Annotated in this window: 23 protein-coding genes; 5 read left to right on the top strand and 18 right to left on the bottom strand. The window is 61.6% G+C overall.

Annotation, left to right across the window (positions count from 1 at the left end; all coding sequences use genetic code 11):
- Positions 1 to 79: 79 nt before the first annotated feature.
- From ribA to O0879_RS10815, 3 genes are all read left to right on the top strand, one after another.
- A complete protein-coding gene (gene ribA, locus O0879_RS10805) occupies positions 80 to 733 on the top strand; it encodes a GTP cyclohydrolase II (protein WP_077407024.1) in 654 nt (217 codons plus the stop codon).
- Positions 734 to 802: 69 nt separating this feature from the next.
- Positions 803 to 2,203 (top strand): serine protease, encoded by a 1,401-nt coding sequence (locus O0879_RS10810; RefSeq protein WP_289916411.1) that lies wholly within the window; start codon positions 803 to 805, stop codon positions 2,201 to 2,203.
- Positions 2,200 to 3,180: an FHA domain-containing protein gene (locus tag O0879_RS10815; protein WP_289916413.1), complete on the top strand. Its 981-nt coding sequence runs from the start codon at positions 2,200 to 2,202 to the stop codon at positions 3,178 to 3,180. The genes O0879_RS10810 and O0879_RS10815 overlap by 4 nt, the downstream gene beginning before the upstream one ends.
- A 75-nt stretch (positions 3,181 to 3,255) precedes the next feature.
- Here the strand turns inward: O0879_RS10815 and O0879_RS10820 are convergent, their stop codons facing one another.
- Positions 3,256 to 3,912 (bottom strand): CCXG family PEP-CTERM protein, encoded by a 657-nt coding sequence (locus O0879_RS10820; protein ID WP_099667172.1) that lies wholly within the window; start codon positions 3,910 to 3,912, stop codon positions 3,256 to 3,258.
- Positions 3,913 to 4,430: 518 nt separating this feature from the next.
- Between O0879_RS10820 and O0879_RS10825 the strand changes: the two genes are divergently transcribed.
- On the top strand, positions 4,431 to 4,769 hold the full coding sequence (locus O0879_RS10825) for an MmcQ/YjbR family DNA-binding protein (protein ID WP_099667171.1): 339 nt from the start codon (positions 4,431 to 4,433) through the stop codon (positions 4,767 to 4,769).
- On the opposite strand, the gene O0879_RS10830 is transcribed toward O0879_RS10825, so the two are convergent.
- Entirely contained in the window at positions 4,770 to 5,390 is a 621-nt protein-coding gene (locus O0879_RS10830; protein WP_077407037.1) for a TetR/AcrR family transcriptional regulator, read from the bottom strand.
- A gap of 92 nt (positions 5,391 to 5,482) precedes the next feature.
- Between O0879_RS10830 and O0879_RS10835 the strand changes: the two genes are divergently transcribed.
- On the top strand, positions 5,483 to 6,697 hold the full coding sequence (locus tag O0879_RS10835; RefSeq protein WP_289916414.1) for an MFS transporter: 1,215 nt from the start codon (positions 5,483 to 5,485) through the stop codon (positions 6,695 to 6,697).
- A 3-nt stretch (positions 6,698 to 6,700) separates the two neighbouring features.
- On the opposite strand, the gene O0879_RS10840 is transcribed toward O0879_RS10835, so the two are convergent.
- The 16 genes from O0879_RS10840 to nuoG form a co-directional block, all read right to left on the bottom strand.
- Positions 6,701 to 7,003 carry a hypothetical protein gene (locus O0879_RS10840; RefSeq protein ID WP_251351441.1) on the bottom strand — a complete coding sequence of 101 codons (303 nt, stop codon included), beginning with the start codon at positions 7,001 to 7,003 and terminating at the stop codon, positions 6,701 to 6,703.
- A gap of 57 nt (positions 7,004 to 7,060) precedes the next feature.
- Positions 7,061 to 8,236, bottom strand: a complete 1,176-nt coding sequence (locus O0879_RS10845) for a PQQ-dependent sugar dehydrogenase (protein WP_289916415.1) — start codon at positions 8,234 to 8,236, stop codon at positions 7,061 to 7,063.
- Between the two features lie 113 nt (positions 8,237 to 8,349).
- Positions 8,350 to 10,380 carry a hypothetical protein gene (locus tag O0879_RS10850; RefSeq protein WP_289916416.1) on the bottom strand — a complete coding sequence of 677 codons (2,031 nt, stop codon included), beginning with the start codon at positions 10,378 to 10,380 and terminating at the stop codon, positions 8,350 to 8,352.
- A gap of 163 nt (positions 10,381 to 10,543) precedes the next feature.
- Complete coding sequence (gene ispF, locus O0879_RS10855; RefSeq protein ID WP_099388380.1) at positions 10,544 to 11,044, bottom strand: 2-C-methyl-D-erythritol 2,4-cyclodiphosphate synthase; 501 nt, start codon at positions 11,042 to 11,044, stop codon at positions 10,544 to 10,546.
- 17 nt (positions 11,045 to 11,061) lie between these two features.
- Positions 11,062 to 11,775, bottom strand: a complete 714-nt coding sequence (gene ispD, locus O0879_RS10860) for a 2-C-methyl-D-erythritol 4-phosphate cytidylyltransferase (protein WP_289916418.1) — start codon at positions 11,773 to 11,775, stop codon at positions 11,062 to 11,064.
- Between the two features lie 12 nt (positions 11,776 to 11,787).
- Positions 11,788 to 12,495, bottom strand: a complete 708-nt coding sequence (locus O0879_RS10865) for a hypothetical protein (RefSeq protein WP_289916419.1) — start codon at positions 12,493 to 12,495, stop codon at positions 11,788 to 11,790.
- Positions 12,492 to 13,049 carry an NUDIX hydrolase gene (locus O0879_RS10870; RefSeq protein WP_070255807.1) on the bottom strand — a complete coding sequence of 186 codons (558 nt, stop codon included), beginning with the start codon at positions 13,047 to 13,049 and terminating at the stop codon, positions 12,492 to 12,494. Before O0879_RS10870 ends, O0879_RS10865 begins: the two co-directional genes overlap by 4 nt.
- 75 nt (positions 13,050 to 13,124) lie before the next feature.
- Positions 13,125 to 13,454: a DUF2818 family protein gene (locus O0879_RS10875; protein ID WP_289910803.1), complete on the bottom strand. Its 330-nt coding sequence runs from the start codon at positions 13,452 to 13,454 to the stop codon at positions 13,125 to 13,127.
- Between the two features lie 3 nt (positions 13,455 to 13,457).
- Entirely contained in the window at positions 13,458 to 14,960 is a 1,503-nt protein-coding gene (nuoN, locus tag O0879_RS10880; RefSeq protein ID WP_099667163.1) for an NADH-quinone oxidoreductase subunit NuoN, read from the bottom strand.
- 16 nt (positions 14,961 to 14,976) lie between these two features.
- Positions 14,977 to 16,476: an NADH-quinone oxidoreductase subunit M gene (locus O0879_RS10885; protein ID WP_251351432.1), complete on the bottom strand. Its 1,500-nt coding sequence runs from the start codon at positions 16,474 to 16,476 to the stop codon at positions 14,977 to 14,979.
- Positions 16,477 to 16,505: 29 nt separating this feature from the next.
- A complete protein-coding gene (nuoL, locus tag O0879_RS10890) occupies positions 16,506 to 18,608 on the bottom strand; it encodes an NADH-quinone oxidoreductase subunit L (protein WP_099667161.1) in 2,103 nt (700 codons plus the stop codon).
- A gap of 46 nt (positions 18,609 to 18,654) precedes the next feature.
- Positions 18,655 to 18,963, bottom strand: a complete 309-nt coding sequence (gene nuoK, locus O0879_RS10895; RefSeq protein WP_010399724.1) for an NADH-quinone oxidoreductase subunit NuoK — start codon at positions 18,961 to 18,963, stop codon at positions 18,655 to 18,657.
- On the bottom strand, positions 18,960 to 19,592 hold the full coding sequence (locus O0879_RS10900) for an NADH-quinone oxidoreductase subunit J (protein ID WP_034779507.1): 633 nt from the start codon (positions 19,590 to 19,592) through the stop codon (positions 18,960 to 18,962). Before O0879_RS10900 ends, nuoK begins: the two co-directional genes overlap by 4 nt.
- Before the next feature lie 66 nt (positions 19,593 to 19,658).
- Positions 19,659 to 20,147, bottom strand: a complete 489-nt coding sequence (nuoI, locus tag O0879_RS10905) for an NADH-quinone oxidoreductase subunit NuoI (protein WP_010399726.1) — start codon at positions 20,145 to 20,147, stop codon at positions 19,659 to 19,661.
- A 14-nt stretch (positions 20,148 to 20,161) separates the two neighbouring features.
- On the bottom strand, positions 20,162 to 21,244 hold the full coding sequence (gene nuoH / locus O0879_RS10910; protein ID WP_071076363.1) for an NADH-quinone oxidoreductase subunit NuoH: 1,083 nt from the start codon (positions 21,242 to 21,244) through the stop codon (positions 20,162 to 20,164).
- Positions 21,244 to 23,577, bottom strand: a complete 2,334-nt coding sequence (nuoG, locus tag O0879_RS10915; RefSeq protein ID WP_289916420.1) for an NADH-quinone oxidoreductase subunit NuoG — start codon at positions 23,575 to 23,577, stop codon at positions 21,244 to 21,246. The genes nuoH and nuoG overlap by 1 nt, the downstream gene beginning before the upstream one ends.
- Positions 23,578 to 23,597 lie beyond the last annotated feature (20 nt).

The raw sequence follows: 23,597 nt of genomic DNA on the forward strand, positions 1-23,597 counted from the left end.
GTATGATGACAGGGCGCGCCGGCACCGGAGTGGTGTCGCGCGCCTTTTATTTTTGACAATTACCTATATGAGCACAACCATGCAAAGCGGCGCAGACCTCCTGGCGACAGGCGAATTGGATTACACGACTTCCTGCGCACTGCCGACGCCGTGGGCACAGTTCACCCTGCACGCCTTTGTCGAGCACGCCACTGGCAAGGAACACCTGGCCATGGTGCTGGGCGATATCGGCAACGGCGAACCGGTGCTGGCGCGCGTGCATTCCGAGTGCCTGACGGGCGACGTGCTGTTTTCGCAGCGCTGCGACTGCGGCGCCCAGCTCGAGGGCGCCTTGAAACGCATCGCTGAAGAAGGCCGCGGCATCTTGCTGTACCTGCGCCAGGAAGGACGCGGCATCGGCCTGATCAACAAGATCCGCGCCTACCGCCTGCAGGAAGCGGGCGCCGACACGGTGCAGGCGAATGAACAGCTGGGCTTCAAGGCCGACGCACGCAACTACACCCTGTGCAAGCCCATGTTCGCGCAATTCGGCATCCACAGCCTGCGCTTGATGACGAACAACCCGCGCAAGATCGCCGCCATGGAAGCGCTGGGCATCACGGTGGCCGAACGGGTGCCGCTGCTGGTCAACCGCAACGCCTTCAACCAGCACTACCTGAATACCAAGCAAAGCAAGCTCGGTCACATGATGACGCCGCAAACGGCACCGGCGCTGGAAGACGGCGCCCTGTAGTCCCCCGGGCCGGCGCGTGCGCGATACCGCGCCGCGCCGGCCGCGCTCCTGCTCACGCACAAAGGATGCATGAAATTATCTAACTACGCCTGCTTGCTGGCCAGCCTGTGCGCTGCCGCAGGCGCACACGCGGCCGCGGCGCCTGTACCTGCCGCGCCTGCCGCTGCCGCCACCGCATCGACTCCCCCCATCAAACCGCCGCCAGCCACCGCCGCGCCCGCCGCCACGGAACATGCGGCCCTGCCGCCGCCCTCGTCGGCCGCGCAAAAGCTGTACACGGCGGCGCGCGCCGACATCCTGCAAGTGCGCGTGCTGCTGAAAAACGGCCGCACGCAGTCGTCCGTGGGTTCCGGCTTTTTGATCGGCACGGGCGACCTGGTGGTGAGCAACTATCACGTCGTGTCGCAATTCGCCCTCGACCCCGATACCTACGTGGGCGAATGGGTCGACACCAGCGGCCAGCGCGGCAATGTGGAATTGCTTGCCGTCGACGTGCTGCACGACCTGGCCGTGCTGCGCGTAAACCGCCATGGCACGGGTTTCTTCAAGATGCCGGAGCCGCTGGCGCCGCTGACGCAGGGCCAGTACCTGTATTCGATGGGCAATCCGCTGGACCTGGGCTTCGCCATTTCGGAAGGTTCCTATAATGGCGTCGTCACGCGCAGCTTCTACGATCAGCTGATGTTTACGGGACCGATCAATTCCGGCATGAGCGGCGGCCCCAGCGTCACGGCGAATGGCGACGTGGCCGGCGTGAATGTGTCGAAACGCCTCGATGGCGAACTCGTCAGTTTTCTCGTGCCTGCCCGCTATGCCCAGCAATTGCTGGCCAAGGTGGCGCAGCAAGGCAAGCCGCCGAAGGACTTCAAGCCGCTGGTGACGGCGCAACTGCTGGCGCACCAGGAAGTCATGCTGGCGCGCCTGCTCGATACGCCATTGAGCCTGAAAGCCATGGGCCCGTATCGCGTGCCCGTGCGCGAGTCCGACCAGATGCGCTGCTGGGGGCGCTCCAACGTCAAGTCCGACAAGCCCTACATGCTCGACAACACCAGCTGCGCCATGGAATCGGCCATCTTCATCTCCGGCGCCCTGCAGACGGGGCAAGTGTCGATGCGCCACGAATTCCTGCGCAGCAGCGGTCTGGGCGCCCTGCGCTTTTCCGAACTGGCCAGCGCTTCGTTCAAGAATGAAAGTTTCGGCAGCTACAAGAGCGCTAGCCTGACAGGCCCGCAATGCACCGAACAGTTCGTCAAGAACAAGACCCTGCCCTTGCGCGCCGTCCTGTGCGTGCGCGCCTACCGCAAGTTTACCGGCCTGTACGACTTTGCCCTGCTGGCCGCCAGCACCGATGAGCCACTCATGAGCCTGCAAAGCCGCATCGACGCGCGCGGCGTGTCCTACGCCAACGGCATGCGCGTCACGCGCACCTTCCTCGAAGCGCTGTCGCGGGAAAGCCGCCGCAAGCCATGAAAGCACCATACTTCATCGAAATCCTCGCCGACAATGGCGAGGTGCGGCAACGCCAGCGCATAGCCACCCTGCCGATCCGCATCGGGCGCGGCTACGACAACGACTTCATCCTCGACGACGCGCATACGGCCGCAGCGCACGCCATCGTCGAAGACGACGGCGCAGGCGGCCTGCTGCTGCGCGACCTGGGCAGCCAGAATGGCGTGATCCACCGGGGCCAGCGGCAACTGCAGGTGGCCATGACGGGCAACAGCATCGTGCGCCTGGGCCACACGCGCCTGCGCGTGCGCGCCAGCGACCACCCGGTGGCGCCCGAACTGGGCGACACGACCCGGCACGACTGGGAAGGCTTGCGCCCCGCCATCGCCGGCCTGGCCATGATCGGTGCCTCGGCCGCCTTCAGCAACTGGCTGAGCGACGCGGACGCCTTCGAGCCGATTTCCTACCTGATGATCATCGCCTACGCGCTGGCCGGCGGCCTCGTGTGGGCGTCGATCTGGGCCGTGGCAAACCGCCTGTTTGGCCATGGGGCGCGTTTCGGCCGCCACCTGTTCATCATCGGCTGCGGCTTGCTGGCCATGGAAGTGTGGGAACTGGGCAGCAATGTGACGGCGTATGCGCTGTCGCTGGAAGTGCTGACGCGCTACGGACGGCATATGTTCATCATCATTGTATGCGCGATGATCTATTACCATTTGTGCACGATCAAGCCGCAGCATCCGCGCCGCTTCGGCCTCGTCGCCGTCGTGCTGGCCATCGTCGGCTCGACCCTGATCCTGCTGAGCAACCTGCAAGCCAGCGGCCGCCTGGCCGACGAGGCCTACATGTCCGTGATCTACCCGCCAGCCTTGCGCCTGAGCCCGGATCACACGACGGACGCCTTCTTCCGCGACGCGGCCAGCCTGCAGCGCGCCGTCGATGCCGAGCGCGGCCAGGCGGCCAAGGGCGCCGACGAAGACGAAGACAGCGGCGACTGACAGTGCGTACATAAAAAAAGCCCGCCGCATCCTGACGGAGCGGCGGGCTTTTTTACGTGCGCTCGGGATGTGCGCTTAAAACTTGGCTTCCTGCTTGCGGCGTGCCGTGAAGCCCAGCAAGCCCAGGCCGATCAGCAGCATGGCATAGGTGCTTGGTTCCGGCACGGCCGAGACCAGGCCGTCGGTGCTGGAAAAGCTGGCGAAATTGTTGTTGCCCGCCTTGAACTGAACTTGCTGGCCGCCATCGCAGCAGCCTTCCAGGCCGAAGATGCTCAAGGTATGGTTGCCTGCAGCCAAAGTGCCCGAACCGGCGAGGAACTGGCTGCTGCTATTGTAGTTACCGGCCCACCACAGGTCGCTGCTCTTGAAGTCCAGCGCCACGCCGTCGAGGAACAGGGCGCCGCCCTTGCCGAAATCGACGCCGCTGCGGAAGCTCCAGGCGCCCGCATCGGCCGCGCTGACGCCAAAGTTGATCACCGACTTGAAGGCGATATTCGAACCGCTGCCGAACAGGCTGCTATTCGTGACATTGTTGTAGCTGGCAATCGTCGTCGTGCCATAGCCGGCGCCCGGCGTGGCCACGGCGGCATTCACGACGGACTGGTAAGCGGCGGCGGACGCTTGCGCGCCGGCATTCGAGTAGCCGGTGGAGACGGTAATGGTGCTGGCGTTCGCGTGGGCAAACACACCAACGGCGATCAGGGACAAAGCGATTTTAGGCAAGTTTTTCATAATGGGTATCCAGTCAATAAGTATTCAACGGGCGCAACAGGCGTGAAGGCGCTTGAGCTGAATACACGCTGCATTGAGGCGTGTCGGCATAGCGCAAGAATTGCAAGAATGAGCGGTCGGGGGCGTGGCTTCCGCAAAACTTCGCGGACTTGCGGCGTGCCATGGCGGCACTGCAAGCGTCCTGGAAAGGGTTCGGGTTCCCGGGACAAAACCAGACAATTGACGGGTCAGGTGAAACGTTGAATCTATTCTATCTTAAATTCCCTAGAAGAAAAGTATTTTTCTTTTAGCCATGTAAGATATTTATATGACAAGCACCTTGAAACAGGCTGAACAAGCCTGCCGGGATGGGCATTTTACCCCTGGCGCGCTGGCCGGACCTGTCGCGCAAGCGCCACAAGCGCGCGCGCCAGTGTCGCATCTTGCGCATTTCTTTTCGCATGCCGCTGCACCACGCGGCGAAACAGCATGGCAAAATGTAGTCACGCTGCTATCTATCCGAACTGGGGGAAAGAGGAATGGTCGACCTGGAAGAACTACGCTATCTGGCACTGTCGTTTCCCGACGCCACCGAGGAAGAACACCACGACCGTCCGGCCTTCCGCGTGGGCGGGAAGATCTTCGCCACCCTGCCCGATGACGAGCACATCAATGTGCTGCTCGATGCGGAAGCGGCGCACATCGCCACCGTCATCACGCCGTCCGGCTGCGAGAAGCTGTGGTGGGGCGAACGCCTGGCCGGCATCACGGTGCGCCTGGCGGATGCCGAGCTGGACATGCTGGCCGCCGCCCTGACGGCCGCCTGGCGGCGCAAGGCGCCCAGCGACCTGGCCAAGACCATCGCCCCGACGGAGTAGCTACATCGGCCAATTGCGCAGCAGCAATCCCACCATCTGCTGCAATTGCTCGCGAGATACGCCGGCCGCCGCCTGGATGGCCATGCCCTGCGACAGGGTCACGACGAAGCGCGCCTGCTGCTCCGGGCAGGAGTCGGGCGGCAAATCCCCCTCTTCCTTCGCGCGCCGCAAGCGGTCGCGCAGCTTGATTTCACCGCGCAGCCGGCGCGCGAACAATTCATCGCGGATCGGCAAGGCATCGTCGCTGCAGGCGAGCGCCGCATTGACGCCCATGCAGCCGTGCGGGCCGTCCGGCATCGTTTGCGCGTCGACATATTGCGTCAGCAAGGCTTCCACCACCTGGCGCGCCGTCGGCTGTTCCAGCGCCGCATCGAAAAACCGCATGCGCGTATCGCTGTAGCGCTCCAGCGCCTTGTGGAACAATTGTTCCTTGTTGCCGAAGACGGCATACAGGCTGGGCCGGTTCATGCCCATGGCTTTCGTCAATTCCGGCAAGGAACTGCCTTCATAGCCTTTTTCCCAGAATACTTTCATGGCGCAATCGAGCGCCTCGTCCGCGTCAAACGTGCGGGGCCGCCCCGTTTTCGCCTTGACCGCCTCTTCTTTTTTATCTTGTTTCATACCGTTCGGTAAAAAATTATTGACAACAATGTCCACCTGCCCTGATTATATACCGACCGGTTAAAAACCTCTCGGCTTTTCAGGAACCTCTCATGCATACACTTTCCAACGCTACCGACGACGATACCACCGTGGCGCCGTGGCTGGCCGTCTTATCCGTCGGCATCGGCGCCTTCGCCCTCGTCACTTCCGAATTCCTGCCCGTCGGCCTGCTGCCCGCCATGGCCGCCGAACTGGCCATCAGCAAGGGCCAGGCGGGCTTGATGATCACCACGCCCGGCATCGTTGCCGCCTTTGCCGCCATCTTCGTCACCGTCGGCTCGGGCCGCCTGGACCGCCGCATCGTGCTGCTGGCCCTGACGGCCCTGCTGGTGGCCTCGAACCTGCTGGTGGCGCTGGCCCCTTCGTATGCGTGGATACTGCTGGGCCGCGCCATGCTGGGCGTGGGCGTGGGCGGCTTCTGGGCCATCGGCAGCGCCATCGGCCCGCGCCTGGTGGCGCCGCAGCATGCCTCGCGCGCCATGTCCATCATCTTCGCCGGCGTCTCGCTGGGCACGGTGGCGGGCGTGCCGGCCGGCGCGCTGGTGGGCGATCTGGTGGGCTGGCGGGTCGCGTTCGGCGCGGCCAGCGCCATTGCCGTGCTGGTCTTCGTCGGCCAACTGTTGCTGCTGCCCAAGCTGCCGCCGACACAGGCCATCCGCCTGCGCCAGTTGCCGATGATTTTCGGCATCCGCAAGGCCAGGCTGGGCCTGATCGCCACGGCCATGCTGTTCACGGGCCAGTTCGCCGCCTACACGTATATCGCGCCTTTCCTCACGCAAATCTCGCACCTGGCGGCCGGCACGGTCAGCGCCATGCTGCTCGTGTACGGCGCTTCCGGCTTCATCGGCAACCTCGTGGGCGGCTGGGCCGCCGGCCGCTATGAACGGGCCGCGCTGATGGCGACGGGCGCCGTGCTGGGCGTGTCCACCCTTGCCCTGGCCGCGTTCGGCAGCCATTCGCTTACCGCCATGCTGCTGGTGGCCGTCTGGGGTTTCGGTTTCGGCGCCATGCCGATCGCCGTGCAGACGTGGATGTTCAAGGCGGCGCCGGAGCTGATGGAAGGCAGCAGCGCGCTCTTCGTTGCCATCGTGCAAGTGTCGCTGGCGTCCGGCGCCTTGCTGGGAGGCGTGGCCGTCGACCGGCTGGGCGTGTCCAGCGCGATGGTGGTCGGCGGCTTGTTCGCCCTCGGCTGCGGCTTGACGATCGCCATCTTCGGCAAGCCGCAGGCCGGCGCCAAGGCCGGCGCGGCCTGCATCGCCTCGTAGGAATCAGATGCGGCCGCGGCGGAATTCTCCGAGGAATTTCGTCACTTCGGCCGGCGTCATCACCACGTCCGCGTCGCCGTGATACGCATACAGGAAAGGCGTGCCGCCCAGGCGGTCCGTCAGCTTGGCAAAGAGCAGAAAGCGGCTGCCCAGGGGATGGCGCTGCAGGTCGGCCAGGCGGCGCGAGCACTGCACGGCCAGCTCCGGCGAAAAGGCCTGGCCCGGCACGGGCCGGATTTCCACGCGGCCATTAATCGCGCGCGATTCGACGGCGACGTGCCGGTATGCATAAGTATCACGGGCCATGCCGCCACCTTGAATGAAGTAAAGGCGCCATCTTAAGCGAAGTGGGCGCCTGCCGTGCTACTGCGGCACGATGCGCAACAGGCGGCCGTTGTCTTCGTCCGTCAGCGCGTACAGGTAGCCATCCGGTCCCTGGCGCACGTCGCGCACGCGCGCGCCGATGGCCAGGCGGTCCTGCCCCGTCACCTTGCCGCTGGCATCGACGGCGATGCGGCGGATATCCTTGGCCGCCAGGCCGCCGCTGAAGATGCTGCCGCGCCAGGCGGCAATCTTGTCGCCCGTATAGACGGCCAGTCCGGACGGCGCCGGCGACGGCACCCAGGCCACGCTCGGATTGAGCATGCCGGCCACTTCGTGCTTGCCGACGGGTTCATGCGTCGTATAGTCGGCGCCATAGCTTTGCAGGGGCCAGCCATAGTTGCCGCCCGCCACCACCAGGTTCAGCTCGTCGCCGCCGTACGGACCGTGTTCCGTGGCCCATACGCGGCCGGAAACGGGGTCGAGCGCCAGGCCCTGCACGTTGCGGTGCCCATACGACCAGATTTCCGGCAAGGCGCCCTTGGCGGCCAGCGGATTGCCGGGCGCCGGCTTGCCGTCTTCCGTCAGGCGCAGGATGGAACCCTGGTGCGTGGCCAGGTTTTGCGCCTGCTCGCGCGCCAGGCGGTCGCCGATGCGCAGCGGCGGGTTGCCGCCATCGGCCACGCTCATCAGCAAAGTGCCGTCCGGCAGCCACAGCAGGCGCGAGCCGAAGTGCTGGCCGCCGCTCTTGTCCGTGGCCACCTTGAACAGGGTCTGGATGCCCGTCACCTTCTTGCCGTCGAACACGCCGCGCACGAGGGTCGTGCGGTTGGCATCATTCGTGCCAGTCGACACCGTCATATAGACGCGCGGATTCGGCTTGGCCGCATCCTGCGGGTGCAGCACGATATCGAGCAAGCCGCCCTGCCCGCCCGTAAACACCTTGGGCATGCCTTCCAGCGCCACATCGGTAAAAGTCTTTCCATTGAGTAAATGCAAGGTGCCCTGCTTGCTGGTGACGAGCGCGCGCCCCTCGCCCAGCCAGGCGATGCCCCACGGCTGGCGCACGCCTTCGGCCACGGCAACGGCTTTCCACGGCTGTTTCGCGGCGGGCGGTTCGCCCGTGGCTTGCAGTTCGGCGTGGGCAGGCATGGCGCAGGCGGCGAAAGCTCCCAGCAGCAATGCGGTGGCAAGGCGTGTACGCTTGATGATTGGCATCGGGAATTCTCCTGTGTCGTCAATAAAAAAAGCGGCCGCGATGGTCTGTGCCATCGCGCCGCCTTTAAAAATAGCACAGATTGCCAGGCGGACGCGCCGCCGCTTCCATGCGATCAGCGATACACCAGATAGTACTTGGCGCGCGCGGTGCCCTTCTGCGCGCCGCCCGTCTGCACCAGCGCCACCGGATCGCCGGCGGCCGTGTGGAAGATGCCGATGCCATAGCTGGGTTCGCCACCGATGTACGGCAAGGTGACATCGCCTGCAGGGAACAACAGATCTCCTGTGAAACGCTTGTAGCTGGCTTGATACGCCGGATCACTGCCGAGATAGCCGAGGCCATCACGCTCCATCACCAGCGCCTCCGCCTTTACGGGCGAATAGCTCACCGACAACACGCCGTTGTTCGTATTGCTCAAAGCAAAGCGACCAACGTATACCAGCGTATCAGCCTTAAAGTATGTTCCGCTTGCCGTAAATAGCAGGTCTTCCTTGGGTGACAAGAAAAACGGCGCGGCCATCGGGATCGGATGCGGCATGAAAATAGAGTAGGAGGTTTGCAAGATATAGCCTTGCTGCGAATCAACGAGAAAAGCCGAGGGCTGGAACAGTGGCTCCTCATTGATGGTAACGAGTCCCTTGTTCAGCGATGCCACGAAGATACCCTTCATTTCACCATAGAAACCTCCGCTCGTGGTTCGCCTCTCTACAAGCTGGCCAGTACGCGCATTGAACCCTTCCAATACTGGCTCTCTGAGCGATCCCTTGGATTGACCGGACAGAAAGACGATGCCCGCATCGGTCGTGAACACTTCGGTCTGCGAACCGGCTGTACCGGTCGAACGCAGCAGTTTCCCCGCTTCCAGATCAATCAGGCTGACCACCCCCTCATGCAATACGCCGGCCAGTTTCCCGTCTGCACTCAGACTGAAGGACTTGACGGCGGCAGGCAAACTGACGCTGCTGAAAGTACCATCGGCCGGATTAATGATTTTCAAGCTATCGGGATTGGGCGTCACCACGATCAGTCGGTCCATTCCCTTGCTGTAACGCGCCTCCAAAGGCTTGAACGGCAACGCCATGACACTGTAAGTCGGGACGATCACATTGAGCTTCAGGTAGGCCACCGCCAATTGCCGGCCACTGGTGACCGTCATCGACAGCACATACGCGCCGGTCACGTCTGGCGTGAACGACGGCACTACCGCCGTTGCTTCCCCGATCACGGCGACGGAACCAGCAGGCCGGCTGTCAACCGCCCATGCATAAGCGAGTTTGCCACCTCCCTCGTCATAGCTCAGGATACCGCTAGTCACCACCGGCTGGCCGACGGGCACTGTTTGATTTTCACGGCTGATGACAGCGACCGTGCCTTGGATCACGCCGGATGGCATCGTATTATTAGCATCGAACTGGTACACCGTTTCGGCATACGCGCCCTTGCCATCCGCACCGCGGGCGCGTATTTTATACAGGCCCAGCACATCGGGCGAGAAACGGGCAACCTGATCGACAACGCGCAAATTGGATGTGCTGCCAGCCGGTTTTTCGATCAAGTCCCACGTGGTGGTGACCTTGTCACCGTCAGCGTCAGTGCTGCCGGTGGCGTCGAGAACGATACCGGCTCCCAGCGACACACTCACGGCTGGTTTGACAAGTGCTTGCGCCGTAAACGTCGCATTGACCACCACCACCGCATTCGGCACACGGTTATTCACCAGCACGGTGGCATTCTTTTCCGCAAAGCCACCCTTGCCATTCGTCACGCGCAGCTTGAAAATATACGTGCCCAAGGCGTCGGGCTGGAAGTTCAGTTTCGGGGTTGCAACAGCACCCATGTTCAAGCCGCTGCCGGCAGGCTTGGATACCAGGCTCCAGACAAAACTCAGCGTCCCGCCGTCGCTATCCTTGCTGCTACCGGCATCGAGTTCAATCTGTCCACCCACGCTGCCGATGGCATCGGCACCTTCGGCCGCCGCCGACACGGCACCAGCAAACAAAATGGCAGGCTGCGGCACCGCCGCCACGGGCGGCGCAGCAGTTTCACTGCCACCACCACCGCCGCCACATCCGGCCAGCATGACCATGGCCAACAGACCCGCTCCCAACCAGCGCGCGGCTGGTCCCTGCATACGACTGCGCATATGATCCCGTTCTCTCAATATTTCCAGTGGTTATAAGGTGACGTCTTGTCGCGTCCGAAAAAGCGGACAAATATTATCATGACAATAACGTTAAAATTTCACCAAATTTCATTTTGGAAATATTAATTTTCAGAAATCATTTAAAAGGTGCTGCAGGGTATGCTCAGGCGCGCAGCAGCAAGGCCACGGCTTCGGCCGCGATACCCTCTTCGCGGCCCAGGTAGCCCAGTTTCTCATTCGTCTTGGCCTTGATATTGACCTGGCCCACACTCACGCCCAGGTCTTCGGCCACGTTGGCGCACATGGCGGCGATATGCGGCGCCATTTTCGGGCGCTGGGCGATGATGGTGGCGTCGATATTGCCGATGATATAACCGGTCGCCTGCACGCGGCGCACGGCTTCGCGCAGCAGGGTGCGCGAATCGGCGCCCTTGAATTGCGCATCCGTGTCGGGGAAATGGCGGCCGATGTCGCCCAGCGCGGCGGCGCCGAAGATGGCGTCCGTGATGGCGTGCAGCAATACGTCCGCGTCGGAATGGCCGAGCAAGCCCAGGTGATGGGGGATTTTCACGCCGCCGATGATCAGGTCGCGGTTTTCCACCAGCGCGTGGCAGTCATAGCCCTGGCCGATGCGGAAAGGCAGTACGGGAGTCGTTGTGTTCATGCGGGTCTCTCTGGAATTCAAGGGTTGGCCAAATACAGTTCGGCCGTGTGTATGTCGCGCGGCAAGGTCACCTTCAGGTTGCGCGGGTGGCCTTCGACCAGCCTGGGCGCCAGGCCCAGCGCTTCGACGGCGCTGGCGTCGTCCGTGATCGCTTGCGGATCGGGCGCTTGCGACAGGGCCCGGTGCAGCAGCGCATAGCTGAACATCTGCGGCGTCTGCGCCAGCCATAAATGGTCACGCGGCACCGTCTGCGCCGACAGGCCGTTCTGTCCTGCCCGCTTGACGGTATCGACCACGGGCAAGGCCAGCAAGCCGCCTGCCGGATGGTCAGCAACTTCGGCGATGAGTTTTGCGATCAGCGCCGGCGTCAGGCCAGGGCGCGCCGCGTCGTGCACCAGCACCTGGTCGTGGGCGGCTATGCTGCCGTGCAGTGCCTGCATGGCATTCAGTATCGTTTCCATGCGCGTGGCGCCGCCGCAGCGCAGCACGGTCACGCCTGAGGCTGCGCCCTGCCCCGGCACGACGGCGTCGATCTGGCCATCCTCGGCGCTGACGACGACATACGTATGCGCGATCAGGGGGCTGGCGAGAAAGGCGTCGAGCGCGTGGCGCAGCATGGGCTTGCCGGAGATGGGTAAATATTGCTTGGGACTGCCCGCTTCCATGCGCGCGCCCACGCCGGCGGCGGGGATCAGGGCAAAATAACGGGGGCGATTCGGTGCTGCTGTCATGCCATTCCTTGTCTAGTTGGCGGGTGCTGTCTTGCCCGCCAGGATATTCTGGATCTCACCATTGCACGCCTTGCCCAGGCGCGCATATTCCTGCGGAGAATCGATGGCCGCCTGCAAAATTTCCACCTTGCGCATTTCGGCCTTGACGTACGGCAACCAGCCCGTGTCGATCTCGCGCGCCAGCGCCGCCTTGGCCGTGCCGCTGGGCGCATACAGGGGCCGCGCCTCGAAGCGCCTGGCCAGCGCGGCGCGCACGGTCTTTTCCACGCGCGGCAAGTGTTCCATATAGGTTTTCATGTGCCGCAGTTCGTGCGCCAGTATCTCATCATACGCGCAAGTGCCGGGGGCAAATTCGCGGCCGATATAGATCACCACGGGCGCATACGTGAGGGTGACGGTAATCTGCGGCGCCACGCATTCGTAGCCGCTGGCCGGGTCTTGCAGCATGGGGCCGGCCAGGGCGATGGCCACGCGCGACTCGGTCTTGGTCAAGCCCAGCACCCAGGTATTGGCGCGCGCCGTGCCCTTCATCACCGTCAGGGCCTTGTACGGCAGATGCGTGTCGATGCTGTAGCCGTTCTGCTGCGCCGTCAGCACGGACACCGTCTTGCTGATCGTGTCTTCGCAGCGCACCTGGAACGGCGTGCGCGCCGCCCCGTGTGCGCCCAGGCTGGCCGAGGCCAGCAACAGGAAGATCGCCGTGCGCATGCGCAGGATCAAGCCGGCTGCCAGGCGCCGCTGGTAATCTTGTCGAGCCAGAAGATACCGATGACGGTTTTCACGTCCGTGATGGTGCCATCCTTGACCCAGTCGAGCAGCTGCGGCACGGTGGCCGTGAACGTTTCCAGGAATTCGCCTTCATCGAGCTGGCGTTCGCCCGCTACCAGGCCGCGCGCCAGGAACAGTTCCAGGTGCTCGTCCGAATACGCGATGGCGTTATGGATGGTGGAGACGAATTGCCAGTCGCTGGCCGTGTAGCCCGTTTCTTCCAGCAACTCGCGCTGGGCGCACGCCAGGTGCGATTCGCCCGCATCGATCTTGCCGGCAGGGAATTCAATGAAGACCCGGTCCAGCGGATAGCGGTACTGGCGTTCCATCAGCACCGTGCCGTCGTCGAGCAGCGGCAGGATGACGACGGCGCCCGGATGCAGGACGAATTCGCGCGCCGTGATCTTGCCGTCCGGCAGAGCAACCCGGTCGCGCTGCACGCGCAGGAAGCCGCCTTGGTAGACAAGTTCGCCGTCTACCTTGGTCTCAGTTAAATTCATATCCATGCGTTCAGTATCCATACCTTGATTATGCTCAATAAAAAAAAACGGCGCCAGAGGCGCCGCTTTCGGTCGATGGGGCTAATGTCGTTTGCGCAGGTAGCGTGTGACAAAGCCGGGGAAAGCCAGCACTAGGAACAGGCATCCCGTGATGGCATAGAACTCCCACGTCTGCGGGAAACCGTTGCCGATGCGCGCTTCGAGCGCGAACGCCACGGCGCCGACGATGAAGTACAGAATCACCATCTCCAGCAGGCGCAGCGCCAGCGGCTTGCGCCAGCCTTTGCCCCCGTCTGCTTGCGCCGCCTTTTTCAAGGGCACGGCGGCAAACAGTTTCTCGTTCAGGAAAGGCAGGTTGGCGCCCAGGATGCCCAAGGCGATCACCAGCCAGCTCGAGACGGTGACATCCATCGGTCAGGACGCCAGGGTCTTGGTGATGGCGGTTGCGCAGGCAGCCAGGATGCTGTTAGGCATCGCACCCAGCGCCAGGACGAACACGCCATTCAGGGCCAGCACGACGCGCATGTCGCCATGCACGACCAGCGCATTGCTGTCGGTCGGCTCGTCGAACCACATCATCTTCACGACGCGCAGGTAGTAGAAGGCGCCGATCAGCGAGAACAGCACGGCGGCGATGGTCAGCCACAGCTGGCCCGTGGCCAATACCGATGCCAGCACCGAGTACTTGGCCATGAAGCCCATCAGCGGCGGCACGCCGGCCAGCGAGAACATGAACAGGGTCATCACCAGCGCGAAGATCGGGCTGCGTTTGCCCAGGCCCTTGAAGTCGGCCAGTTCGTCTGCTTCGAAACCATTACGTGCCAACAACATGATCACGCCAAAGGTGCCCAGGGTGGTGAACACGTAGGTGATCACGTAGTACATCGACGCGCCGTAGGCGGTGGCTGCGCCAGCCGCGTTCAGGGTGTTGTTCGGTGCATCCACGGTACCGGACAGCAGGCCCAGCAGGACGAAGCCCATTTGTGCGATGGTCGAGTACGCCAACATGCGCTTCAGGTTGGTTTGCGCGATGGCGGTGAAGTTACCGATCGCCAGCGACATCACGGCCAGCACCAGCAGCATTTGCTGCCAATCATGCGCCATCGGCAGCAAGCCTTCGGCCAGCAAGCGCAGGGTGATGGCGAAGGCGGCCAGTTTCGGCGCCGCGCCCAGCAGCAGGGTCACTGCCGTCGGCGAACCTTGATACACGTCAGGCACCCACATGTGGAATGGCACGACGCCCAGTTTGAAGGCCAGGCCGGCGACGAGGAACACCAGGCCGAAGACCATGATGGTGCCGTTGGTCTTGCCGTTCTCCAGCGCCACGCGCAGTTCGCCCAGGTCCAGGGTACCGGACGCGCCGTACAGCATCGAGATACCGTACAACATGAAACCGGAAGCCAGCGCGCCCAGGATGAAGTATTTCATGGCCGCTTCCGTGGCCTTGGCATTGTCACGGCGCAAGGCGATCAGTGCGTACAGCGACAGCGACATCAGTTCCAGACCCAGGTAGATGATCAGGAAGTTGTTGGCCGAGATCATGATCATCTGGCCCAGCAGTGCAAACAGGGCCAGCACGTAGAACTCGCCGCCCAGGTTACCCGACAGCATGCTGCGGTCGGTGGCGTAGGCACGCGAGTAGATCAGGGTCAGCGCCACGGCGCCGTAGGAGAACAGTTTCAGCAACTGCGACATCGGGTCCGACACGAACATGTTATTGAACGTGTAGACGGTGGTGCCCGCGTTGAAGTCGCCCACGGTCAGCAAGGCGCAGCCGGCCAGGGTCAGCAAGGCCAGCACGTAAGTGATCGAACGCTTCGCCGCAGGCAAGAACATATCGATCAGCAAGAGCGCCGACGTGGCGATCAGCAGAAAGATTTCCGCGTACAGCGGTACCAGATTAGGTGCATTAGTCATGTTATCGGTCTTCTATTTAAGGCAACTTGCTGATGGCGACATGCTGCAGCAGGTCGGCAACCGAAGTTTGCATCGTGTCGGTGAACGGGGCTGGGTACAGACCCATCACGAGCACGGCGATGGCCAGCACAGCAAGCATGAAGAATTCACGTTTGTTGATGTCGGTCAATTCGGCCACATGCTTGTTCTTGATCTTGCCGAACACCACGCGCTTGGCCATCCACAGCGAGTACGCCGCGCCCCAGATCAGTGCCGTTGCAGCCAGCAGACCAATCCAGAAGTTGAATTTCACCGCGCCCAGGATCACCATGAACTCGCCGACGAAGCCGGACGTCGCTGGCAGACCGCAGTTGGCCATCGAGAACAGCACGAAGAAGGCGGCAAATTTCGGCATGCGGTTCACGACGCCGCCGTAGTCGGCGATGTTGCGGGTATGCATGCGGTCATACAGCACGCCGATGCACAGGAACATCGCGCCGGAGATGAAGCCGTGCGAGACCATCTGCACGATACCGCCCTGTACCGAGATGTCGTTGAACATGAAGAAGCCCAAGGTGACGAAACCCATGTGCGCGATCGACGAATAGGCAACCAGTTTTTTCATGTCGGTTTGCACCAGGGCAACCAGACCGATATAGATGACGGCGATCAGCGACAAGGCGATCATGAAGCCCGACAGGTAGTGGCTGGCGTCCGGCGTGATCGGCAGCGAGAAACGCAGGAAGCCGTAAGCGCCCAGTTTCAGCATGATGGCGGCCAGCACGGCGGAACCGCCCGTAGGCGCTTCCACGTGGACGTCCGGCAACCACGTATGCACGGGGAACATCGGCACCTTGACGGCAAACGCCATCAGGAAGGCCAGGAAGATAAAGATCTGTTCGTTCATCGTCAGCTTGAACGCATGCCAGGCCAGGATGTCGAAAGTGCCCGACACATTGCGCAGGTAAATGATGGCAACCAGGGTCAGCAGCGAACCGAAGAAGGTGTACAGGAAGAACTTGAACGACGCGTACACGCGGTTCGAACCGCCCCAGATACCGATGATGATGAACATCGGGATCAGGGTTGCTTCAAAGAAGAAGTAGAACAGCAAGCCGTCCAGCGCACAGAACACGCCGATCATCAGGCCCGACAGGATCAGGAACGAGCCCATGTACTGGGCGATGCGCTTCTCGATCACTTGCCAAGCGGAAATGACGACGATGACGGTGATGAAGGCCGTCAGTGGCACGAACCACAGGGACAGGCCGTCGATACCCAGCGAGTACCAGATATTGAAGGTTTCAATCCACGGTGCTTTTTCGACGAATTGCATGCCGTGCGCGGCGTTGTCGAAATGCTGGATCAGGGGCCAGGTGCACAGCATGCTGAGCACCGCGCCGGCCAGCGACAGCCAGCGGGTAAAGCCCGCTTTGCTGTCACGGCCGAGAGCCAGGACCAGGACGCCGCAAATGATCGGCACCCAGATCGACAGACTCAGGTAAGGAGGTAGTGTAGAAATCGTAGACTGCATCATGGTTCTCAGTATTCTTTTATCAGGTCAGCTTACTTAGCGGGCCAGAATGGCAGGAAATAGATCAGGAAGCCCAGCACGCCCAGGATCATCACGAATGCATAGTGATAGATGTAGCCGGTCTGCAACACTCGCGACAGCGAGGACAGCCAGGCGACGACCTTGGCGCTACCGTTGACCAGCAGGCCATCGATCAGCTTCTTGTCACCGAAGTTCCACAGGCCATTACCCAGCAAGCGGGCACCGCCGGCGAACACGACTTCATTGAACTTGTCCATGTAGTACTTGTTGTCCAGCAGGGTGTGGATCGCGTGGAACTTGGCAAAGAACCAGGCCGGTACACGCGGGTTGACCATGTAGCAGTAGTAGGCTGCCACCACGCCGGACAATGCCAGCCAGAACGGTGCCGTCGACAGGCCGTGGATCGCCATCGCCATTGCGCCGTGGAATTCATGCGACAACTCTTCCATTGCTGGATGGTTTTCGCCAACGAAGATCACGCCCTTGAAGAAATCGCCATGCAGCATCGGGCCGATCGTCAGGTAACCGATGATCAAGGAAGGAATCGCCAGCATCACCAGCGGGAACCACACGACGAACGGCGATTCATGCGGCTTCTGGCCAGGTTCCAGACCGTGGTGGCCGTGGTCGTCTTCCTCTTCTTCATGACCATGGTCGTCATGTGCATCGCCGTGCGCGCCATGGGCCGCTTTCGGTGCGTGATGGTCGTCATGGCCGTGCGCATGCGGCTGGCCGAAACGTTCCTTGCCGTGGAAGACGAGGAAATACATGCGGAACGAGTAGAAGGCGGTAACGAAGACGCCAGCCAGCACGGCGAACTGGGCAAAGCCAGCGCCCCAGATATGCGTCGCTTCGACGGCTTCGATGATGCTGTCTTTCGAGTAGAAACCGGAGAACAGCGGCGTGCCGATCAGGGCCAGCGAACCGACCAGGGAAGTGATCCAGGTGATCGGCATGTATTTGCGCAGGCCGCCCATGTTGCGGATGTCCTGGTCATGGTGCATGCCGATGATGACGGAACCGGCGCCCAGGAACAGCAGTGCCTTGAAGAATGCGTGCGTCATCAGGTGGAACACGGCCACGGAGTACGCGGACGAACCCAGCGCCACGGTCATGTAACCGAGCTGCGACAGGGTCGAGTAAGCGACGACGCGCTTGATGTCGTTCTGGATGATGCCCAGGAAGCCCATGAACAGCGCCGTGATGGAGCCGATCACCAGGATGAAGGACAGTGCCGTGTCGGACAGCTCGAACAGCGGCGACATGCGCGAGACCATGAAGATACCGGCCGTCACCATCGTCGCGGCGTGGATCAGTGCCGAAATCGGGGTAGGACCTTCCATCGAGTCAGGCAGCCACACGTGCAGCGGGAACTGCGCCGACTTGCCCATCGCGCCGATGAACAGGCAGATGCAGGCAACGGTCAGCAGGGCCCAGTCGGTACCTGGCAAGCTCAGCAGTGCCAGTTCGTCTTTCTTGGCGAACACTTCCTGGTAGTTCATGGTGCCGGCGTAGGCCAGCAGCAGGCCGATGCCCAGGATGAAGCCGAAGTCGCCCACGCGGTTGACGAGGAAAGCCTTCATATTGGCCACGATGGCCGTCGGACGCTGGTACCAGAAACCGATCAGCAGGTAAGAGACCAGGCCCACTGCTTCCCAACCGAAGAACAGTTGCAGGAAGTTGTTGGCCATGACCAGCATCAACATCGAGAACGTGAACAGCGAGATGTAGGCGAAGAAGCGGTTGTAGCCTTCGTCATCCTTCATGTAGCCGATCGTGTAGATGTGCACCATCAGGGAGACGAAGGTGACCACGCACATCATCATCGCCGACAGCGAATCGATCTGGAAGCCCACTTCCATCTTCAGGGTGCCGATCGTCATCCAGTTATAGATCGTGCCATTGAATGTCGCGCCATCCATCACTGCCAGCAATGTCTGCACGGACAGGATGAACGCAATCAGTACGCCCAGGATCGTCGCGGTATGCGACGTCTTGCGTCCGACCAAATTACCCAGGAACTGGGTGCCAAGCAAGCCTGCAATCGCGGCACCGGCCAGCGGCGCCAGCGGTACGGCAAGAAGGAGGTTAGGGTTGAGGAGTTGCCCCGCCATGATGAACCTTAATCGTTATTATTCGAGAGATCGAGTCTGAAAAACATCAGCCTTTGAGGCTGTCCAGGTCTTCGACGTTGATGGTATCCAGATTACGGAACATCACCACCAGAATAGCCAGACCAATAGCCGACTCAGCGGCGGCAACCGTCAGGATGAAGAAAACGAAGATCTGACCGGCCGCGTCGCCCATGAAATGGGAGAACGCGATGAAATTCATATTCACCGCCAGCAGCATCAATTCGATTGCCATCAGCAATACGATGATGTTCTTGCGGTTCAGGAAAATACCGACGATCGAGATTGCGAACAGGATCGCGCCCAGGACCAGAAAATGTGTGAGCGATAATGTCATGGTGCCTCCTTAACTTCCGGCTCAGCCGCAGGACGCTCGACAACCGCGTCCATCTTGATGATCTTCAGGCGGTCGTTGCGCTTGACGCGTACCGCATCGCCTGGAGCAAAATGCTTGGTATCCTTGCGTTTGCGCAAAGTCAGTGCGACCGCGGCAACGATGGCCACCAGCAGCACGACGGCAGCGATCTCGAAGGCGAACACATATTTCGTGTAGATCAGCAGGCCCAGTTCCTTGGTGCCGCCCAGGTTGACGTTCACCGGAGCGATGCTAGGCGCAAAGTTGCGGAAACCGTGCCACAGGACGGCGGCCATTTCCAGCACGATGATCACGCCCACCGTCACCGACAAAGGCAGATAGCCCCAGAAACCTTCGCGCATGCGGTCGATATTGATATCGAGCATCATGACCACGAAGAGGAACAGCACCATCACGGCGCCGACATACACCAATACCAGCACGATGGCCAGGAATTCAGCTTGCAGCAGCATCCAGATGCCCGCTGCGGAAAAGAAGGACAGTACCAGGAACAGTACTGCGTGGACCGGATTACGGGCCGTGATGACGCGCGTCGCTGCCAGAATCAAGATCAGCGCGAAGGCGTAAAACAAAATTGTTTTAAAGTCCATAAAAAACCCAATAGACGTACAGATGAACGAGGGGCGCGCCGCAGCTGGTCAGCTGCGGCGCATCCATCAGCGATAAGGTGCGTCGGCGGCACGCGCAGCGGCGATGTCATTTTCATAACGATCACCTACGGCCAGCAACATCTCTTTCGTGTAATACAAATCCCCGCGTTTCTCGCCGTGGTATTCCAGGATTTGCGTCTCGACGATCGAATCGACCGGGCAGGACTCTTCGCAGAAACCGCAGAAGATGCACTTGGTCAAGTCAATATCGTAACGCGTGGTGCGGCGCGAGCCGTCGTCACGCTGTTCCGATTCGATCGTGATGGCCATCGCCGGGCAAACTGCTTCGCACAGTTTGCAGGCGATGCAACGTTCCTCGCCGTTCGGGTAGCGGCGCAGCGCGTGCAAGCCACGGAAACGCGGCGAGATCGGTGTCTTCTCTTCCGGGAATTGCACCGTGATCTTGCGTGAAAACATGTACTTGCCTGTCAACGCCATGCCCTTGATCAGCTCGCCTAACAAGAGGCTGCTGAAGAAATCTTTTACCTTATCCATTCGTATGCACTCTCTTACTTCCAAATATTCCAGGATGTCTGCATCCAGGCAGCGACGAAGACCAGGTAGACCAGCGTCAACGGGATAAACACTTTCCAGCCGAGGCGCATGATCTGGTCATAACGGTAGCGTGGGAAAGTACCGCGTACCCAGATGAACACCGACACGATGAAGAAGGTCTTGGCGAACAACCAGAAGAAGCCGCCGAAACCACCCCAGAACTCAAGGAAAGCAAATGGTGCGGACCAGCCACCGAGGAACATGATCGAAGCCAGGGCGCCGATCAGGATCATGTTGGCGTATTCGGCCAGCATGAACATGGCGTAGGCCATGCCCGAGTACTCGACCATGTGGCCGGCCACGATTTCCGACTCGCCTTCGACGACGTCGAACGGGTGGCGGTTGGCTTCAGCCAGGCCCGACACCAGGTAGATGACGAACATCGGCAGCAGCGGCAGCCAGTTCCACGACAGGAAGTTCACGCCCTTGTCGGCGAAGAAGCCGATTTGCTGGCCGCCAACGATGTCGATGAAGTTCAGGCTGCCCGACACCATCAGCACGATGACCATCACGAAGCCCATCGGGATTTCATACGAAATCATCTGTGCCGAAGCGCGCATGGCGCCCATGAACGAGTACTTCGAGTTCGAGGCCCAGCCGGCGATGATGATGCCGTAGACTTCCATCGAGGTAATCGCCAGCAGCATCAGCAAGCCTGCGTTGACGTTGGCCAGTACGGCTTGCGGGCCGAACGGCACGACCGACCAGGCGGCCAGGGCCGGCATGATGGTCATGATCGGGCCGATCACGAACAGGCCCTTGGCGGCCTTGGACGGGATGATGATCTCTTTGAACAAGAGTTTCAGCGCATCGGCGATCGGTTGCAGCAAGCCCAGGGGACCCACGCGGTTCGGGCCGACGCGGATCTGGATCCAGCCGATCAGCTTGCGTTCCCACAAGGTCAGGTAGGCAACCAGGCCCATCAGCGGCAGCAGCACGCACAGGATCTTGATCAGGGTCCAGAAGAACGGCCAGGAGCCGCCCAGCAAATCCTGGCCGCTGCTGTTGATGACGTTTACAAATTCAGGCAGAGCCATCAGATTTTCCCCTCTGCTGTTTCAACTGTGATGTCACCGAACATGCCGCCCAGGCTAGCCGTCGAGGCATGCGCCGCCGACACTTTCACCACATTGGCTGGCAGGCCGGCATGGATTGCCGCCACCAGGATGGCGCTGCCGGAGCCTTGCGCCACTTTGACCTTGTCGCCCGCCTTGATGCCCAGCTTGTCAGCCAGCGCCAGGGACAGGTGCGCTTGCGGCGCGGCGCCATCGACCGTGCGCAGCAGCGGTTCGGAGCGGCGTACCAGCGCGTCGGCGAAGTAGATCGGCACGTCGGCGATGCGTTGCAGCTTTGGTGAAGCCGGTGCATACGAGGCCGCTTCCGGGGCGTTCTTGGCGATGTTGTTCAGCTGTGCCGACAGATCGGTCACACCGGCGCCAAACGCTTCGTCGCGGATCGCTTCCGAGGTATCGTAGTCGAAACCGGCCAGGCCCAGGATGTTGCCCAGGACGCGCAGCACTTTCCAGGCTGGACGGGTATCGGCCAGCGGTTTCACGGTGCCGTTGAAGCTTTGCGCGCGGCCTTCGCAGTTGACGAAGGTGCCCGAGGTTTCAGCGAACGGCGCGATCGGCAGCAAGACGTCGGCGTAATCCATGCCGTGCTTGAAGGCGGACATGGCCACGACCATGTCGGCGCCATCCAGGGCAGCGCGGGCCGCTTGTGGATTGGCGGCATCGAGTTCCGGCTCCGCGTGCAGCAGCACGTAGGCTTTCTTCGGCACGGCAAACGCAGCTTGCACGTTGGCGCGCGGCTTGGCGACCAGGTGCGCGCCAACCGTGTTGGCCGCTTCCGTCAGGTAACCGAGCTTGGCGCCCGTCTGTTCGGCGATCCATTGCGCGGCAGCATGCAGTTGCGACGCTTGCGGATGTTGCGTTGCCGCATTACCCAGCAGCACGGCGCCGTTGTCGCCGGCCATCAGGCTGGCGGCAATCGCGACGGCCACGTCCGAAGCGCTCACCGCTTCAAAACCGGCTGGTGCGGCGATTTCTTTCGCTTTAGCAACAGCAACGACCACTTCCGACAAGGCCGCCAGCCAATCGCCAGGCGCGACGATCATCTTGTTGGCGATGGTGATCAATTGATCATCGTCGGAGGCGTGCAGGATCGACAGCTTGGCGCCGCCCTTGACGGACGCGCGCAGACGCGTGGCCAGCAATGGGTGATCCTTGCGCAGGAACGAGCCGATGACGAAGGCGCGCTTGATCTGGCCAAATTCGTTGATCGGCATGCCCAGCCAAGGTTTGACGGACGCGTCGAGCGCGAAGTCGGTCTGGCGCAGGCGGAAGTCGACGTGCTCGGAACCGAGACCGTTGGCGACTTTCTGCAGCAGGACCAGCTCTTCGACCGTCGAATGCGGCGTTGCCAGCGCGGCGATGGCGTCGGCGCCATGCTCGTGCTTGATATTTTTCAAACCGTGCGCCACGTATTCCAGTGCCGTTTGCCAATCGACTTCTTTCCACTCGTTGCCTTGTTTCAGCATCGGGGACGTCAGGCGTTCGGCGCTGTCCAGCGCTTCGTACGAGAAACGGTCCTTGTCCGAGATCCAGCACTCGTTGACGGCTTCGTTTTCCAGCGGCAATACGCGCTTGACCTTGCCAGCTTTCACTTGCACGATCAGGTTCGCGCCCAGGCCGTCATGCGGGCTGACCGATTTGCGGCGCGACAGTTCCCACGTACGGGCGCTGTAGCGGAACGGCTTCGAGGTCAGTGCGCCGACCGGGCACAGGTCGATCATGTTGCCCGACAGTTCGGAGTCGACCGTCTGGCCCACGAAGGACACGATTTCCGAATGTTCGCCGCGGCCGATCATGCCCAGTTCCATCACGCCGGCCACTTCCTGGCCAAAGCGTACGCAACGGGTGCACTGGATGCAGCGCGACATTTCTTGCATGGACACCAGCGGACCGGCTTCCTTCGGCTGCACGACGCGCTTGTCTTCCTTGTAGCGCGATTCGCTCTTGCCGTAGCCCACTGCCAAGTCTTGCAACTGGCATTCGCCGCCCTGATCGCAGATAGGGCAATCGAGCGGGTGGTTAATCAGCAAGAATTCCATGACCGACTTTTGCGCCTGCACAGCTTTATCGCTGGCGGAGCGCACGATCATGCCGGCACTGACCGGGGTCGCACAAGCGGGCAAAGGCTTGGGCGCCTTTTCCACTTCGACCAGGCACATGCGGCAGTTCGCTGCGATCGACAATTTCTTGTGATAGCAGAAGTGCGGAATGTAGGTTCCCAATTTGTTGGCGGCGTCCATCACCATGCTACCAGCAGGGACTTCGACTTTTTTGCCGTCTATTTCGATTTCAACCATGGTGATCGTTACCTGACGCA

Source organism: Janthinobacterium sp. SUN120 (assembly GCF_030397735.1).
Lineage (GTDB): Bacteria > Pseudomonadota > Gammaproteobacteria > Burkholderiales > Burkholderiaceae_D > Janthinobacterium > Janthinobacterium kumbetense.